Annotated in this window: 14 protein-coding genes and 1 pseudogene; 9 read left to right on the top strand and 6 right to left on the bottom strand. The window is 61.2% G+C overall.

Going from position 1 to position 15761, the window contains the following annotated elements; genetic code table 11:
* Window positions 1–38 precede the first annotated feature (38 nt).
* A complete protein-coding gene (locus tag VGL22_RS13725) occupies window positions 39–926 on the top strand; it encodes a winged helix-turn-helix domain-containing protein (RefSeq protein ID WP_465267497.1) in 888 nt (295 codons plus the stop codon).
* 88 nt (window positions 927–1014) lie between these two features.
* Here VGL22_RS13725 and VGL22_RS13720 read toward each other — a convergent pair whose 3' ends face one another.
* The 4 genes from VGL22_RS13720 to VGL22_RS13705 form a co-directional block, all read right to left on the bottom strand.
* Entirely contained in the window at window positions 1015–2964 is a 1950-nt protein-coding gene (locus tag VGL22_RS13720) for a CocE/NonD family hydrolase (RefSeq protein WP_465267496.1), read from the bottom strand.
* A 259-nt stretch (window positions 2965–3223) separates the two neighbouring features.
* Window positions 3224–5062 (bottom strand): glycoside hydrolase family 15 protein, encoded by a 1839-nt coding sequence (locus VGL22_RS13715; RefSeq protein WP_465267495.1) that lies wholly within the window; start codon window positions 5060–5062, stop codon window positions 3224–3226.
* Between the two features lie 2 nt (window positions 5063–5064).
* Window positions 5065–5835, bottom strand: a complete 771-nt coding sequence (locus tag VGL22_RS13710; RefSeq protein ID WP_465267494.1) for an SDR family NAD(P)-dependent oxidoreductase — start codon at window positions 5833–5835, stop codon at window positions 5065–5067.
* 72 nt (window positions 5836–5907) lie between these two features.
* Window positions 5908–6927, bottom strand: coding sequence for a DUF72 domain-containing protein (locus VGL22_RS13705; protein ID WP_465267493.1), 1020 nt, complete (start codon window positions 6925–6927; stop codon window positions 5908–5910).
* 80 nt (window positions 6928–7007) lie between these two features.
* Between VGL22_RS13705 and VGL22_RS13700 the strand changes: the two genes are divergently transcribed.
* From VGL22_RS13700 to VGL22_RS13690, 3 genes are all read left to right on the top strand, one after another.
* Window positions 7008–7790: an SDR family NAD(P)-dependent oxidoreductase gene (locus tag VGL22_RS13700; RefSeq protein ID WP_465267523.1), complete on the top strand. Its 783-nt coding sequence runs from the start codon at window positions 7008–7010 to the stop codon at window positions 7788–7790.
* Between the two features lie 73 nt (window positions 7791–7863).
* Window positions 7864–8511, top strand: a complete 648-nt coding sequence (locus VGL22_RS13695; RefSeq protein WP_465267492.1) for an SRPBCC family protein — start codon at window positions 7864–7866, stop codon at window positions 8509–8511.
* Between the two features lie 95 nt (window positions 8512–8606).
* On the top strand, window positions 8607–9800 hold the full coding sequence (locus VGL22_RS13690) for a zinc-dependent alcohol dehydrogenase (protein WP_465267491.1): 1194 nt from the start codon (window positions 8607–8609) through the stop codon (window positions 9798–9800).
* 84 nt (window positions 9801–9884) lie between these two features.
* Here VGL22_RS13690 and VGL22_RS13685 read toward each other — a convergent pair whose 3' ends face one another.
* Window positions 9885–10442, bottom strand: a complete 558-nt coding sequence (locus tag VGL22_RS13685) for a cupin domain-containing protein (protein ID WP_465267490.1) — start codon at window positions 10440–10442, stop codon at window positions 9885–9887.
* A gap of 60 nt (window positions 10443–10502) precedes the next feature.
* Window positions 10503–11258 carry a ribonuclease PH gene (rph, locus tag VGL22_RS13680; RefSeq protein ID WP_465267489.1) on the bottom strand — a complete coding sequence of 252 codons (756 nt, stop codon included), beginning with the start codon at window positions 11256–11258 and terminating at the stop codon, window positions 10503–10505.
* Window positions 11259–11611: 353 nt separating this feature from the next.
* On the opposite strand from rph, the gene VGL22_RS13675 reads away from it, so the two are divergent.
* The 5 genes and pseudogenes from VGL22_RS13675 (at window position 11612) to purU (ending at window position 15710) form a co-directional block, all read left to right on the top strand.
* On the top strand, window positions 11612–12478 hold the full coding sequence (locus VGL22_RS13675) for a sensor histidine kinase (protein ID WP_465267488.1): 867 nt from the start codon (window positions 11612–11614) through the stop codon (window positions 12476–12478).
* Between the two features lie 66 nt (window positions 12479–12544).
* Window positions 12545–13768 (top strand): annotated as a pseudogene (locus VGL22_RS13670) (sigma-54-dependent transcriptional regulator); the annotation flags it as partial.
* A gap of 72 nt (window positions 13769–13840) precedes the next feature.
* Window positions 13841–13999, top strand: a complete 159-nt coding sequence (locus tag VGL22_RS13665; protein WP_465267522.1) for a helix-turn-helix domain-containing protein — start codon at window positions 13841–13843, stop codon at window positions 13997–13999.
* A gap of 174 nt (window positions 14000–14173) precedes the next feature.
* Window positions 14174–14689: a hypothetical protein gene (locus tag VGL22_RS13660; RefSeq protein ID WP_465267487.1), complete on the top strand. Its 516-nt coding sequence runs from the start codon at window positions 14174–14176 to the stop codon at window positions 14687–14689.
* A gap of 151 nt (window positions 14690–14840) precedes the next feature.
* Window positions 14841–15710 (top strand): formyltetrahydrofolate deformylase, encoded by an 870-nt coding sequence (purU, locus tag VGL22_RS13655; protein WP_465267486.1) that lies wholly within the window; start codon window positions 14841–14843, stop codon window positions 15708–15710.
* Window positions 15711–15761: the final 51 nt, after the last annotated feature.

Below are 15761 nucleotides of genomic sequence, written 5' to 3'. Positions count from 1 at the left end.
CGCTTCTTTTTGGCAGGGATCATTTAAACTGAGGATCGATGCCCAGCAGTTCACCCTCGTCGCAATGCTACAGGTTCGGCGTCTTTGAAGCCGATGCCGTGACGGGCGAACTGCGGCGCAAGGGGATCCGCGTCAGGCTGAACGATCAGCCTTTTCAGCTTCTGCTCATCCTGCTGGAACGTTCCGGCGAATTGATCACACGGGAGGAGATTGCGCGCACCCTCTGGCCTTCTGACACGTTCGTTGACTATGAGCACGGCGTGAACTCCGCCATCAACCGTATTCGTGAGGCCCTGGGCGACTCAGCCTCCAACCCCCGCTTCATCGAAACGCTGGCCCGCCGGGGGTACCGCTTCGTTGCGTCGGTCCAGCGGATCGAATCCACCGGGGTTGACGCAGAGGCCGTTGGGTCCGAGCGGGCCTTGTCTGTGCCCGCCGAGGAACCCGACTCCAGGTCGGCTCCTGAGCCTGCTTTCTCGGGAATTCTGACCACTCCACGCGACTTGCCAAGAGCCTCCCGGCCGGTCGTGCAGGCACTGTTTCTCCTGTTCCAACTCATGTACCTGGGGTTCTACATTGGCGCGCTAGCCAATCTGGCTGAAATCCAGGACCTGCTGGCGCCGCTTCCACGCGCCGTGCACGTGTATGTTGTGCTCGTAGTGTCGGCCGCGATCCTCATCCCGGCGCGCGCCTTCTTGCTTTGCGCGGTTCTGTTTCGAGCCCCCGGCTTCCGCGCGCGTTTCCTGAAGATCTGGGTGTTCCTTGTATTTGCCGACGTCCTCTGGTCGCTCTCGCCCTTCCTGCTGCTGCACCACATCAACTTCGGCCTGGCCCTGGCCTGCACGGCGCTGCTGGTTTACGCGCCGTTCGTGCAGCGCTCGCTGGTGTTGATGGGGGCTGGAGCCGCGCAGGAAAGTGTTGCCTGAATCAGAGCGCAACGGGCTTTGGGCGGGTCGCATTCCTAAGGCCCCCGTCGTGGATGCGAGCAGGTGTGGGAATAACAAATCCAGTCAGTCAGGGCTGATCGACAACAGGCAGTTCTACAGCGCTGGCGTTGCTTGGCTCGTGATAGACGCGCTGGGTGGCTTTTTTGTAGTCGTCGGGTTTGGCCCAGAAGATGTTCTCGACGTACGTTTGCGGGTTGCGGTCGTAGAGAGGGAACCAACTGGATTGCACCTGCACCATAATGCGGTGGCCGGGCAGGAATACGTGGTTGGCGGGCGGCAGGTTGAAGCGGTACGCGAGGGGCTTGTTGGACTCGATGGGTTTGGGAGTAGTGAAGCTCTCGCGATAACGGCCGCGGATGATGTCCATGCCAATGGGGAGCTGGTATCCGCCCATCTGCGGGTTGGCGGGGTACTCGTCGGGGTAAACGTCGATGAGCTTGACGACCCAGTCGGAGTCGGTACCGGAGGTCGAGGCGATGAGGTTGACTAGGGGCTGTCCCTGGATGTGGACGGGTGCAGTGAGAACGTCCGTGGTATAGGTGAGGACGTCGCTGCGGCCAGAGGGTTCGCGCTGGTCGTCGACGAGCCAGTACTCCCAGGTGGTGACGGGGGGCTCATAGCCGACGGGCTGGTTGGGGCGGGCACGAAAGGGGACCGGCTTGGCGGGGTCGGAGATGTATTCGTCGAAGGCAGCGGAGTTAGTTGCGTTCGCGGTAAAGCTCAGCTTGAAATCCGACTGCAGGTAGAGGGGTTTCATCTTCGGTGCAACGGGCCAAGCGTTCAGTTTCTGCCAGTCATCTTCGCCGGTTTCATATGCGGTCACCGGGGCGACATTCATGGAGCTGGCATCGTCCTTGAGATAGTGCGCCAGGAAAGGAGCGAGGACGTGCATACGCCACCAAGCGGCGGTGTCGCTGCCGAACTGCACGGCGGCGAGTGAGCTGCCCTTGGCGATCTGCTGGCCGTGATACCAGGGGCCGAGGGTCAGGAAGACTTTGTTGTCTTTGTCGAGCGGTTTGACGGCCTTATAAACCGCCATGGGGCCGTAGATGTCTTCCTGGTCCCAGAGGCCATGGACGAGCATGAAGGGGACCTTGATGCCTTCGGCTTTGAAGTCGGCGGCGAGGAGTTTGTCCATGGCCTGGTCAGACCAGAACGCGTCGTATGCGGGATGGGCGAGGACTTTTTTCCAGAAGCCGATCTGCTCGAGGCCACGCTGTTTGCCGAGTTCGCCTGCGGAGCCGGGACGCATGTAGACGTCGTAGTCGTCGAAGCTGCCACTCCACCACTTGGCGGTGTTTGCGCGGGTGGCGGCCTGCTCGTAGATGTAAGGCATGTTCTGCTGGCGGAAGGCGCCGTTATGAAACCAGTCATCGCCCATCCAGCCGTCGACCATGGGGTTCATGGGAGCTGCGACTTTGAGAGCGGGATGCGGGTGGATCAGCGGCGTGAGAGCCAGGAAGCCGTCGTAGCTGATGCCGAGGATGCCGACTTTGCCGTTGGATTCGGGGGTGTTCTTCACCAGCCAGTCGATGGAGTCGTAGGTGTCGGTTGATTCGTCGACGGGGGTGGGGTTCTGCGGGCCGTGCATGGGACGGTTCATGACGTAGTCGCCTTCAGAGCCGTATTTGCCGCGGATGTCCTGAATGACGCGGATGTAGCCGCCCTGCACGATCACATCGACGGCATTGTCATAGCCCCAGAGGATGGATTCCATGTGCGTGCTCGGCGCGTAGGTGGTTTGGGCGTCGGCGCTGTAGGGGGTGCGGGTTAGGAGGATGGGCGCGTGCGCGGCGCCTTTGGGGATGAGGATGACGGTATGCAGCTTCACGCCGTCGCGCATGGGGATTTCGGCTGTGCGGCGGTCGTAGTTGAAGCTCGACGTGACGGGCTGGAGGTTGGCGGGGGTTTCGCTGGGGTAGTCGGGGTATTGGGCCTTGTCGGTCTGGCTCTGGATGGCGGCGCAAGGCAGGAGGAGCGCAAAGGCTAGGACGATAGAGGTGCGACAGTCGGGCATCGGGCGGGACCTCGGCTGGAGTGGCTGCTGCTTTGTTCGAGATTATCGCAGGGAGGCGCGGGCAATGGATCGGGAGTTTAGGCAGAACAAGGCCACCGGCTGGTGAAGCTTGGTTTCCCACCTGTCGCCAGAAAAAAGGCGACAGGATGGGGCAGGCGAAGTCCGCGCTGAGTCCGGAAAGAACAAAGCGAAGCGGGTCCTTCGCCTGCGGCTCAGGATGACAAAACTATCGAAAGCGGGTCCTTTGTCGCTGCGCTCCTCAAGATGACAAAGTCTGGGAGGAAGGTGCGGCGGTCGAGGAGGTGGAGGGGGTATCGGGGCAGCGGCTGGAGCTTTCGTCGCGGCGCTCGAGGTCGTTGGCGGCGACTACGAGAGAGATGTGGGAGAAGGCCTGGGGGAAGTTGCCCACCAGGCGCCTATGCTTCGGGTCGTACTCCTCGGAAAGAAAGCCTAGATCGTTGCACAGCGTGAGGAGGCGTTCGAAGAGCTTGCGCGCATCGCTTTCGCGGCCGATGGCTTTGAGGCTGGAGACCATCCAGAAGCTGCAGGCGAGGAAGACTCCTTCGCCGGGGGGAAGTCCGTCGTTGACCTTGGATGTGTCATAGCGGAGAACGAAGCCGTCGGGCATGAGTTCGCGCTCGATGGCTTCGACCGTGGCCCGTACGCGGTGATCGCTTCCGGGGAGAAAGCCCACCTGTGGCATGAGCAACAGAGCGGCGTCGAGCTGGTCAGAGCCGTAGGACTGGACGAAGCAGCCCTTCTTCTTGTTGAAGGCTCGATGGCAGACCTGCTGGTGGATCTGATCGCGGATCTGCTTCCACTTGTCGAGAGGGGCTCGGTAGCTAAGGTTTTCGGCCAGCTTGACGGCGCGATCGAATGCTACCCAGGCCATCATTTTGGAGTAAGTGAACTGCTGCGGGCCGCCGCGTGTTTCCCAAATGCCTTCATCGGGTTCGGTCCAGATGGTTTCCAGGTGCTCGAGGAGGAGTACGAGGATGCGGAAATCCTGTTCGCTGTGACGGCCCATGCTGCGTTGCGCGTGGAAGAAGCAGTCGAGGACTTCGCCATAGATGTCGAGCTGGACCTGGCCGGAGGCGGCGTTGCCGATGCGCACGGGGCTGGAGTTCTCATAGCCGGGGAGCCAGTTGGCCTCCCACTCCACGAGCTGGCGTTCGCCGCGCAGGCCGTACATGATCTGCACCTGATCAGGGCTGCCGGCGAGGGCGCGCAGGAGCCAGTCCTGCCATGCGCCAGCCTCTTCGTAATAGCCTCCGGCGGTGAGTGCGAGCAGCGTGAAGGTGGTGTCGCGGAGCCAGCAGTAGCGATAGTCCCAGTTTCGCACTCCGCCGATGAATTCGGGAAGGGAAGTCGTCATGGCGGCGACCACCCCGCCCGTGGGGCGGAAGGTCATGGCTTTGAGCGCGATCAGCGAGCGCTCCACGATGTTGCGATGATTACCTTCGTACTGGAGCCGGCCGGCCCAGGAGGACCAGAATTGCTCTGCGTCTTTGAGGGCCTGTTCGGCGTCGATGGGATCGGGGTCGGGGTCGTGTGATTCACCGTAAGTGAGAGTGAACCAGATGCGATCGCCTTTCCTGACGTTGAATTCGGCGACGGTGGTGAGGTTTTCACCGTGCACGGGAACGGAAGCGTGCAGCGTGGTGAGGTTCGGGCCGGCGACGGCGCGCACGCCGTCTTGAAGGCGCGTGACCCAGGGAACGGTGCGGCCGTAGTCGAAGCGCAGGGCCAGATCCATGCGCAAACGTACGTTTCCCTCGAGGCCCTCGACGACTCGAACTACATCCGAGTGGCGTTCGCGGATGGGCATGAAATCGATGAGGCGGAATTCACCTTCGGCGTGTTGAAACGTGGTTTCAAGGATGAGGGTGTGGTCGCGGTAGCGGCGCGTGGTGGTCCACTCGCCATCATCGGGACGGATCCACCAGTAGCCGTTGTTCTGGGTGCCGAGCAGGGCGGCGAAGCAGGCCTCTGAGGCGAAGTTGGGCCAGCAGAGCCAATCGATCGAGCCGCGATTGTCGACCAGAGCGGCGGATTCGCAATCGCCAATGAGCGCGTAGTTCTCGATGCGTGCGGGCATGGTTACTGTTCGCGGTAATTGCGCATGAGGCCGCCATCGACGACGAACGTGGACCCGGAGATGTAAGAGGCGTCGTCGGAGACGAGGAAAGCGACGAGGCCGGCGACGTCATCCGGCGTGCCCATGCGAGCCAGCGGAATGTTGTTGAGGAGCGCGCTGAGCTGCTGCTTGTTTTCAAGCAGAGACTTGTTGATGGGGGTGGCAATGGCGCCGGGGGCGACATTGTTGACAGTGATGCCGAGGGGCCCAAGCTCGACGGCGAGGTTGCGCATGAGCATGCGCAAGGCGCCCTTGCTGCAGACGTAGGAATCGAAACCGGGGAAGACCATATCTTCATGCACGGAGCTGATGTTGACGATGCGGCCGGGCTTTTTGGCATCTCGCAGCCGGCGTACGAAGGCCTGAGTGAGGAAGAAGGCGCCGCGGAGGTTGACGTTCATGACCTCGTCGAAGTCTTTTTCGGTGGTTTCCCAGAATTCGGACTTCTTTTCGACACCGGCGTTGTTGATGAGGATGTCGGCGGAGCCGAAGCGGTCCCAGGCAGTATCGATAAGGCAGTTGACGTCGTCGAGTCGGGTGATGTCGGCGCGGACAATTTCGCCTTCGCCGCCGGTTGCCTGGATGGCGCGCTCGGTCTCCTCGGCACCTTCCGGGGTGCCAACGTAGTCGACGATGACCTTGGCGCCTTCGCAGCCGAGGCGCTTTGCGATTCCCTGGCCGATGCCGGAGCCAGCTCCGGTGACGATGGCGACCTTTGCTTTCAGACCACGCATAGTTACTCCTCAAGAACGAGGGATGAATGCTACCTCGTGTTTAGATGCATGGAGGTTCGGGGAAGCATCGCATTACGATGCAAGCGGAAAGGGCTTTTTCTGTGAGACGGCTTTGATGAGTGCCTGAGCATCGAACGGCGCTCGTACCTTGGCGTCGTTGTCGAAGAAAACGTAAACGTCCCGGGTGCGGCGCGGGCGGGCGTCTTTGAGGCAGGCTTTTTGGCCGTCATGGACCTCCTGGCCGGTGGCCCAGCGGTAGACGCGGTCGGTCCATTGGGCGATGGCTTTGGACTCATAGCCGCTGGCGTAGAGCTGCTCGCTACCGTGCAGGCGGCAATAGACGAAATCGGCAGTGATATCCATAAGGAGGGGCCAGTCGACGGTATCGGCAACGACAAGGCCGATGCGGTGCTTGCGTAGCAGGGCGATGAAATCCGCGCAGACGAAGCTGTCATGGCGGATTTCCACGCAGTGGCGGATGGGGCGATCTTTGGCGACGTCGAGCCAGGAGCGGCCATCGAGACGGTGATCGTGCAGGCGGCCCAGATCGGCGGCTTCGTTTTGGGTTCGCGGCAGGAGCGAGAAGAAGGCGTCAAAGCGAGTTGGATCAAACTTCATCTGGGGCGGGAACTGCCAGAGGATGGGGCCCAGTTTTTCATTCAGCCGTAACACGCCCTGCGCGAAGAAGTTTGCCAGCGCACTTTCGATCCGCAGCAGGCGAAGCATGTGGGTCACGTAGCGGGAGCCTTTGACCGAGAAGATAAAGCCGGGCGGGGTTTCGTCGTACCAGCGAGCAAAGTGCTCGGGGCGTTGTAGTGAATAGAACGATCCGTTGAGTTCGATGGAGTTGAATTTGCGGGCCGCGTATTCGAGCTCGGCGCGCTGGGGCAGACCGGGGGGGTAAAAGCTGCCGCGCCAGCCTTTGTAGCGCCAGCCGGAGATGCCGATGCGAATGTCACCCTGAGCTGCCAGAAAGGTTGCCATCTCCCAAATTTGGATGCGGGTAAGTTGTTGCGGAATCGCGGGAAAGCGCGGCCACAGAGATGTCAGCCGCTGGCATTGATTGGGGTGGCTGCTCTTTTCGAGCTTCATGCATCACAGCGAATGGAATTGGAAAATGCACGAACCGGGAAGCATTCGGTTGTGTGGATCGCAGGAGAGGGAGAGTGCGCATGCTTGCTGTTGTGACAGGTGCTTCGAGCGGAATCGGATATGAGCTGGCTGGCGAGCTGGCGCGGAGGGGATACGACCTTGTGGTGGCCTCTGCGGGAGAGCGGCTGGCTCAGGCGGCACAGAACCTGCGGGCCTTCGGGCGCAACGTGGTGGAGGCGAGTGTGGATCTGGCCACTCCCGATGGGGTGGACGAGCTTTGGGAGCAGGTGGAGCAACTGGGCCGGCCGGTAGACGTAGCCTGCATCAACGCCGGCGTGGGCCTGGGCGGATTGTTCAAGGATACGGACCTGGATGAAGAGCTGAACATGGTGAACCTGAACTGCGCAAGCACCGTGCACCTGGCCAAGTATGTGGTGCAGCAGATGAGCGAGCGCGGTGAGGGGAAGATTTTATTCACTTCGTCCATTGCGGGCGAGATGGTGGCGCCGCGGGAGGCGGTGTATGCGGCTACCAAGGCGTTCGTGCTGTCGTTTGCGCATAGCCTCCGCTTCGAGCTGAAGGACACGGGCGTGACGGTCACGGCTCTGCAGCCTGGCCCGACAGATACGGATTTCTTTCATCGCGCCGGAATGGACAACACCCAGGTGGGCAGCGGAGGCAAGAAGGAAAGCCAGCCGGAGGACGTGGCGAAGGAAGGTATTGAGGCGCTGTTCGCGGGCAAGGATCACGTGTACTCGGCGTCGCTGAAGACCAAGATTGAAGGCAAGATGGCCAATGCGATTCCCGGAGAGATGAAGGGAGCCATGCACGAGAAGATGGCCAAGCCGCTGAACGAGAAGTGAGGGCAAGCCGGGCGGGTGAAAAGCGGGTTCTTCGCTGCCGCCCAAAATGACAAATCTGGTTTGTGGAGACGTTATGGCAGATGCATTGAAGGAGACTCCAAATCGTGAGGGGCTGCCGCGGGTGGGCAGCGCCGGAGTGATGGAAAACGGGCGTTACATGCCCCCACCGGCGGATAAGGACGGCAAGACCTGGGTGCGCACAGCGGCGCTGGTGCAGGCCAGCCCGCTGGACTGCTACGAGTTGTGGCGGAACTACAACGCCATACCCATGTGGCAGGAACAGATCAAGGAGGTCCGTATCACGGGGCCCAAGATCTCGCACTGGGTGATGGAAGTGGATGGAAAGAGTATTGAGTGGGACGAAGAGCTGATGCAGGATGAGCCCGGCAAACGCATCGCATGGCGCACGGTGGAGGGCGACTCCTACAACGCAGGCGAGGTGATCTTTGAAGGAGCGCCGGGTGCCCGTGGATGTCTGATTACTCACCTGCAGCAGTTTGGACAGGGCAAGCTGAAGACCGCTCTGGACACGGTGCGCAATCGCAATCCCAAGCAGTCGGTTATCGAAAACCTGCGCCACTTCAAGGCGTTCATGGAGACGGGCGAGATTCCGCGCGTCCAGGGCCAGTCGCACGGTCCGCGCGGCATGAGCGGCAATCTCAAGGCTGAGGTCTACGGCGAACACATCGAGACACCGCCGGGACTGAAGCGAGCGAGTTAGTCGAGGGGAAAAGCTGGTCCTTCGCTGCGCTCAGGATGACAAGTTGGCGGGCGGAGCGGGTCAGGATCGACAACGAGTTGCAAAAGGAGTGAACGATGAAGGCAGTTTGCTGGATGGGAACGAGCAAGGTGGAGACGTTGAATGTGCCGGATCCGACGCTGCTCAACCCGCATGATGCGATTCTGAAGATCACGCGTACGGCGATATGCGGGTCGGACCTGCACCTGTTCGATGGATTCATTCCGACCATGGAGCAGGGCGACATTCTGGGCCATGAGTTCATGGGCGTGGTGGAGGAAGTGGGCCGCGATGTCACGAACCTGAAGCGCGGCGACCGTGTGGTGGTTCCATTTACCATTGCGTGCGGGAATTGCCTTTTCTGCCGCAAGAAGCTGTGGTCCGCCTGTGACAACACGAATCCCAATGCGCACCTGATGGAAACGATGTACGGATACTCCGGTTCGGGGCTGTTTGGCTACTCCCATATGATGGGGGGCTACGCCGGCGGGCAGGCGCAGTATGTACGCGTGCCGTTTGCCAACGTGGGGCCGCTGAAGATCGAAAGCGATCTCCCCGATGACAAGGTGCTGTTCCTCTCGGACATTTTTCCGACTGGTTACATGGCCGCGGAGAACGCAAATATTCAGGAAGGCGACATCGTGGCGGTGTGGGGCTGCGGGCCTGTGGGGCTTTTCGCGATTGCCAGCGCGTTTATGATGGGGGCGGCGCGGGTCATCGCGATTGACCGCTTCCCGGAGCGTCTGGAACTGGCGCGGAACCTCGGCGCGATCACGGTCGACTATAGCGAGGAAGACGTGAGCGTGCTGACAGCGCTGAAGGATCTGACCGGAGGTATCGGGCCGGATGGGGCCATCGATGCGGTCGGACTCGAATCGCACTTCAATGATGCGCAGCACGTGTACGACAAGATCAAGACGGCATTGTTCATGGAGACCGACCGGCCGGGCGTGTTGCGGCAGGCGATCCAGGCAGTACGCAAGGGCGGTACCCTTTCGATTCCGGGCGTATACGGCGGGTTCCTGGATAAGGTGCCGTTCGGCGCGGCCTTCGGCAAGGGCGTGAACATGAAGATGGGGCAGACGCACATGCACAAGTACATGAAACCCCTGCTGGAGCGGATCGAGAAGGGACAGATCGATCCGACCTTTCTCATCTCGCACAGGATCACGCTCGACGAAGCGCCCGATATGTACAAGATCTGGCGCGATAAGAAGGATCAGGTGACGAAGATCGTCATTGATCCCTGGGCGGAGAGAAAGGCGGCGTAAACAGGCGTTGCCATTGGAAACAGAAGGGCTCCTCACGACTGATTGAGGAGCCTTTCAAATTTTGTGCGTAAAGATTGGGGATTTTTATTCCTGGCGGAACGGGGACGGGCCGATCCACTGCATGTCGTATCGGTTCATGTATTCGGGGGTGGCGGCGAGCGCGCCGTCCTGTTTGGCATCCCGGAAATACTGTTCCATCTTCCCTGCGGGCGCGAAGCCGATCAGCAAATGGCCGGCCGCAACAACGGATGAAAACGTGTGCGGAATGCGCCTTGGGGCCAGGATGGATTCGCCGGCTTTCAGAGTGAGCTTCTTTTCGCCCACCACGAACGCAATCTCGCCTTCCATCACGTAAAACCACTCTTCCTGGTTCAGGTGCAGGTGCAGCGCCGGGCCGCCGGGACGCAGATTGCGGTGTTCAATCATGAACAGGTTACCGCCGGTCTCCTGCGTGCCCACCTTGAAGGCCAGATCGCTAAAGCCGAGCGAGTGCAGCGCGCCGAAGCGGTCTTCGCCCGACGCCACGGGGTGAAGATCAGGGGAGGGAATTGGAGTGGCGATTTGCGCCGCCAATGCCGGGTGCGCGATCAGATTCGCAAGAGCGGCGGCCGGAGCAGCGCGAAGAAAGGATCGACGGCGCATAGGCGGGTTTGTCCTGTCTGGATTCCGGGAATGCACGGAGTCTAGCAGGGTGCCCGGCGGTCAAGCACCAGATTTCTGGCCGTCACTGGGCATCAGAACCGCTTGCTGGGCTGCGAAGATCTCCTTCAGCCCGGCCTCGGCAAGGTCAATCATGTGGTTTAGCTGTGCTCGCGAGAACGCCCCGCGCTCGGCTGTAGCTTGCGTCTCCACCAGGCCTCCGTCGGCTGTCATCACCACGTTCATGTCGACTTCGGCCTGCGAGTCTTCTTCGTAACATAGGTCCAGCAGCGGCGTTCCTTCCACGATTCCCACCGAGGTGGCCGCCACCAGCTGCTTCAGCGGAGATGTTTTCAGCGTACCCGCCTTCACCAGTGCATTCAGCGCAAGCGCCAGCGCTACAGCCGCGCCGGTGATGGCCGCCGTGCGGGTTCCGCCGTCTGCCTGGATGACATCGCAGTCCAATATCACGGTGCGCTCGCCTAGGGCCTGCATGTCCACCACGCCGCGAAGGCTGCGCCCGATCAGCCGCTGGATCTCGTGCGTGCGCCCGCCGATTTTGCCCTTCTCGCTCTCCCGGGGAGTGCGCGTCACCGTCGACCGCGGCAGCATGGAGTACTCCGCCGTCACCCAGCCCCGCCCCGAGTTCCGCAGCCACCCCGGTACCCCTTGCTCAATGGTGGCGTTGGTCAGCACCCGGGTATTGCCGAGACTCACAAGTACCGAGCCTTCCGCGGTCTGCACGAAATTGGGAGTTAAGGTCAGTGGCCGAAGCTGCAGCGGGGTCCGGCCGCCGGGCCTGAAGTAAGTGGTTTGCATAATTCCGATTGTAAGTGGCGGCGCTTCCTGCCCGATCCTGGAATGCTTCCCGATCCGGGAAAGGCGTTCCCGTTTCAGTCCAATTCCGTTTAGGCATGTAAACGGCTGATTCTAAATGACATGATCTTGAATGGCTTCAAAAGGCGTTCCATTCTGGAACAAATCACGCGAAACCGTTCTGCCCCGTTTTGCCGCTTCATGCGTTCTAAGGTTCTGTTTACAAACTGCTTAGGGGAACTGTTCTAGTTTGGCACACCACGTGTATTAGGAGTGGACAGCCACTCGCAGCAAATAGCCGGAAACGGGAAACGACAGCAGAAATGCCAGTCAGGGTGGAAGGGAAGGAACAGCTCATGCAAGCCACTGATTTCACCTACACCACCAAACGATCCAAACGGCGCATCGGAGCGGTCGTTGAGCCCCTCGCCAGCATGGGATACCGTGGCGGCACCGTTCCTGAATTGGCGCACGATGCTCGTAACATGGTCACCGCCCTGGCGCTCTACTGCGATTTGCTTTCCGAACCCGGGGTCCTCAGGAACGGGTACGGGCATTACGCCGACGAACTGCGCCTTGTGGCAGCTGCCAGTCGCCGGCTGGTCGAGAAGCTTATGGTGCTCGACCAGAACGAGATGGTCGGCTCCGCTCCCGTTTCGATATCACTGCCTCAGAACCGACTGCCTGCCGGGACAACCAGCCAGGCGGGCAGTCTGCCGGAATCCGCCATTGAGAACCTGGAAAAGGAACTCCTTGCCAACCGCGATCTGCTGAGTGCCATGACCGGCGCGTCTGTTCACCTCAGGGTGCGCACGGAGGGAGGCGCGCTGCCCGTGTCGCTTAGCCGCGCAGATCTGACCCGGGTTCTCATCAATCTGGTGAAGAACGCCTCTGAGGCCATGCGCAATGCCGGAGCGATTGATATTGCTTTGCGGGAACTGCCGGATGCTGGAGCGGGGGCGGTCCGCGTGGCCATACGCGTTGAAGACTCAGGTCCCGGCATCTGCGAGGAGATGCTCGAGACCATCTTCGAATCGGGCTACACCACCCGCGCTGCGAGCTGCGACCCCGTGTCGGATAGCGGCTGGCCGCTCACCCACCACGGGTTGGGACTCGCCATCACCCGTTCGCTCATTGATGCCGCAGGAGGCACGATCCGCGCCTGCAACCACCCCGGCGGGGGCGCCCGCTTCACCATTGAGCTGCCAATCTGCAGCGCGTAGTTCGCCGTGAACCCGCTGAACAACCGTACTCACCGTCACAAATCTGGAAGTTACGAGGCGAATAGAATGCTGGCAACTGTCTTGAACACAAAAACACTGGAGTTTCTGTCCGTTGCCGGCGAGCCGGCTGCCCCGCTGCATCTGCTTGTGGTCGATTCCGACCCTGCCGTTCGCTCTGCCTGCGCGGAGATCGCCTCAACTCTGGGCTATGTCGTTGAATCCACGGGCGACCTTGGCCATGCGCGCAGCATGCTGCGCGGCCATGCCGCTGATATCCTGCTGGCCAACCTGCCGCACACGTCCACGGCCGGGCTGGAACTGATCTCCGAGGTAAAGCTGCTCTATCCGCAGACTGCCGTTGTGGCCATGACGGCCTCCAGCTCGGTCAATGCGGCCGTCGAAGCAATGCGCTGTGGCGCCTCGGATTACCTCACGAAGCCCTTCGCCATGGACGAGCTCTCGACCGTGCTCGACCGCGCCGCCTCTTCGCTGCTCACCGATACGGCAACCCGCCAGCTGCGCGAACAACTCCGCCTTACGCAGGGACTCGGCGCCATGATCGGCCACTCCGGTGAAATGGAAAAGCTCTATCGGATCCTGTCGAAAGTGGCGCAGAGCTCCCATCCCGTCCTGATCCTGGGGGAGAGCGGCACGGGCAAAGAACTTGTCGCTCGCACCATTCACGCCTACGGTCCCAATTCGCAAAAACCGTTCCTGCCGGTCGACTGCGGATCTTTCGTCCCCACCCTGATCGAGAGCGAACTCTTCGGCCATGTCAAGGGTGCCTTCACGGGGGCCAACCGCTCCTAGGATGGGCTGCTGGTCTCGGCGGAAGGCGGCACCGTCTTTCTGGACGAGATCGGCGAACTCTCGCTCGATTTGCAGGCCAAGCTGCTGCGCGCGTTGCAGGAGCGCGAAGTCCGACCGGTGGGCGCCACGCACCGGGTGCCAATCAAGGCTCGCATTGTGGCCGCCACCAACCGCGATCTCGCTACCATGGTTGAACGCGGGGAGTTCCGCAAAGATCTGTTCTATCGCCTGAATGTAGTGAACCTGCGGCTTCCGTCGCTGCGCGATCGCCGCGAAGACATCCCTCTGCTGGCTGCACACTTTCTCGACCGCATCAGCCGCGAGCACGGCCACAAGTTCACCCTGAGTGACGAGGCCCTGCGCACGATGATGCGCTATGACTGGCCGGGAAATGTGCGTGAGCTCGAACACGCGGTCGAGCGCGCCTGCACCATGTCCTCCGGACCGATTCTGCACCTGGGCGATCTGCCCACGCAACTGCAGAACCATGGCATTGAGGTTCGCCGCGCCGCCACTGGGGATAGCGCGGAGCAGCCTGCCGGGTCCGAGCTGATGACACTCGCCGAGATGGAGAGACAGGCCATTCTCTCCGCCATCCGCACTCTCAACGGCGACAAGCTACAAGCCGCTTGCCTCCTCGGAATCGGCAAAACCACTCTCTATCGCAAGCTCAAAGAGTACGGCATCACCGACCCACTGCAGGAAGAGTAGAGACGGCCCTCAGGCAGGAAGAGTAGAGACGGCCCTCAGGCTGTCAGCTCCGCTGCACTTTGAACGTGCAGCGTATTGGCTGACGCCCGAAGGCTGACGGCTCACCCCGGGGCTGCGAGCTGTCCCGAGATAACTGACCACTGATCACTGTCGACTGAAGACTGGGGATTCAAAATGAGCATTCTTCTGGTAACTGGCATGGAAGGCGCGCGCAACTGCGCAGACGTAATCGCGAAGAACCTGGGCATGGATGTGGAAGTGGCCGAAGGACGCAAGACGGCCCTGAACCTCCTGCGCCAGAGAGAGTACTCCGCTGTGGTGATTGACGACACTATTGCAGAATGCGATCCCGCGGGGGCTGAAGCCATTTGGGAGCGCGCTGGCCTTGCTATTCCACTGCAGATCAACTTTGCCCTCTCCGGCGCCGCCCGGGTCATCCGCGACATCCGAGCCGCGCTGACGCGCCGCGATCGCGAAAAGAGTCTCGCCCGCAAGGCCGCCGCCGCCGCCATCGAATCCGAACTTAAATCCACCGTAGCTGGGCTTCTTCTGCAGTCTCAGCTGGCCCTCTCCGGAAGTGACGCCGGTTCGCCCGTCGCCGAGCGCCTGCGTATAGTGGCCGACCTGGCGGGCAACCTTCGCCGCCAGCTGGCCGCGCCCACTGCCGTCCGCGAGACATCGTTGCAGTGACCTCCTTTGCGGCCAATCGCGATGCCTACGAGAGGCTGCGATGATGCTGATCTGAAGCACGCGCCTTGGCCGGGATTTCAATGTTGCTCCCGAAATCCCGGCCTTTTTTTCGGCGCCCCGTGGCCCGATCTCTGGCTTAATCTATTGCTACATGCCTGATTCCGCCGTTCTCCTGATTGACTGCCCCGACCGACGCGGCCTCGTAGCCCGTGTCTCCTCGGTGCTCTACGAGCAGGGCGCCAACATCCTGCATGCTGACCAGCACCGCGACGAGGAACTCGGCCTGTTCTTCATGCGCGTGGAATGGGCGCTGCACGTCTCCAGCGGCAACGGAGCCGCTTTCGATCTCGCCGCTTTCCGCAGCGCCTTCACACCCTTGGCCGCCGAGCTCGAGATGAACTGGAGTCTGACCTCAAGCGCCCAGCGACCGCGCGTCGCCCTGTTCTGCTCGCGTTACCTGCACTGCATGGCCGACCTGCTCCACCGCTGGTATACCGGCGAGCTGCACTGCGAAATCCCGCTGATCGTCTCTAATCACCGCGATGTGGAGCCGCTGGCAGCCTTCTACGGTATCTCCTTCGAATACGTTCCCGTCACCATTGCCTCCCGGGACGAAGCCGAGGCTCATGAACTCGATCTCCTCGCTTTGAATGCGATCGAGCTCGTGGTTCTCGCCCGCTATATGCAGGTACTTTCGCCGCGGTTTGTGGCCCATTATCCCTCCGGCATTATCAACGTGCACCACTCGTTTCTGCCTGCATTTACCGGAGCGCGCCCTTATCACGCGGCCCACAGCCGAGGCGTCAAGCTCATTGGCGCCACCAGCCATTACGTCACGGAGGTCCTCGATGACGGCCCCATCATCGAGCAGGACGTGGCCCGCATCTCTCATCGCGAGCAGGTCGAGGATCTGGTTGCCAAGGGCCGCGACCTGGAGCGAGTGGTGCTTTCCCGCGGAGTCAAATGGCACCTCGAGCGAAGGATCCTCCGCTATGGCAACAAGACCGTGGTTTTTGATTGAGCTGCGGAAATACATCCACCCCGGTTGAGATTTCTCCGTGCAACGTGCTTG

The sequence above is a fragment of the Occallatibacter sp. genome, from assembly GCF_036502485.1.
Classification (GTDB): domain Bacteria; phylum Acidobacteriota; class Terriglobia; order Terriglobales; family Acidobacteriaceae; genus Telmatobacter.
This window is presented reverse-complemented; position numbering and strand designations above follow the sequence as displayed.

Bases quoted from the DNA above. Each gene is read 5' to 3' on its own strand.
- VGL22_RS13725 (WP_465267497.1), top strand. From the start codon at position 39: ATGCCCAGCAGTTCACCCTCGTCGCAATGCTACAGGTTCGGCGTCTTT.
- VGL22_RS13720 (WP_465267496.1), bottom strand. From the start codon at position 2,964: ATGCCCGACTGTCGCACCTCTATCGTCCTAGCCTTTGCGCTCCTCCTG.
- VGL22_RS13715 (WP_465267495.1), bottom strand. From the start codon at position 5,062: ATGCCCGCACGCATCGAGAACTACGCGCTCATTGGCGATTGCGAATCC.
- VGL22_RS13710 (WP_465267494.1), bottom strand. From the start codon at position 5,835: ATGCGTGGTCTGAAAGCAAAGGTCGCCATCGTCACCGGAGCTGGCTCC.
- VGL22_RS13705 (WP_465267493.1), bottom strand. From the start codon at position 6,927: ATGAAGCTCGAAAAGAGCAGCCACCCCAATCAATGCCAGCGGCTGACA.
- VGL22_RS13700 (WP_465267523.1), top strand. From the start codon at position 7,008: ATGCTTGCTGTTGTGACAGGTGCTTCGAGCGGAATCGGATATGAGCTG.
- VGL22_RS13695 (WP_465267492.1), top strand. From the start codon at position 7,864: ATGGCAGATGCATTGAAGGAGACTCCAAATCGTGAGGGGCTGCCGCGG.
- VGL22_RS13690 (WP_465267491.1), top strand. From the start codon at position 8,607: ATGAAGGCAGTTTGCTGGATGGGAACGAGCAAGGTGGAGACGTTGAAT.
- VGL22_RS13685 (WP_465267490.1), bottom strand. From the start codon at position 10,442: ATGCGCCGTCGATCCTTTCTTCGCGCTGCTCCGGCCGCCGCTCTTGCG.
- rph (WP_465267489.1), bottom strand. From the start codon at position 11,258: ATGCAAACCACTTACTTCAGGCCCGGCGGCCGGACCCCGCTGCAGCTT.
- VGL22_RS13675 (WP_465267488.1), top strand. From the start codon at position 11,612: ATGCAAGCCACTGATTTCACCTACACCACCAAACGATCCAAACGGCGC.
- VGL22_RS13665 (WP_465267522.1), top strand. From the start codon at position 13,841: ATGACACTCGCCGAGATGGAGAGACAGGCCATTCTCTCCGCCATCCGC.
- VGL22_RS13660 (WP_465267487.1), top strand. From the start codon at position 14,174: ATGAGCATTCTTCTGGTAACTGGCATGGAAGGCGCGCGCAACTGCGCA.
- purU (WP_465267486.1), top strand. From the start codon at position 14,841: ATGCCTGATTCCGCCGTTCTCCTGATTGACTGCCCCGACCGACGCGGC.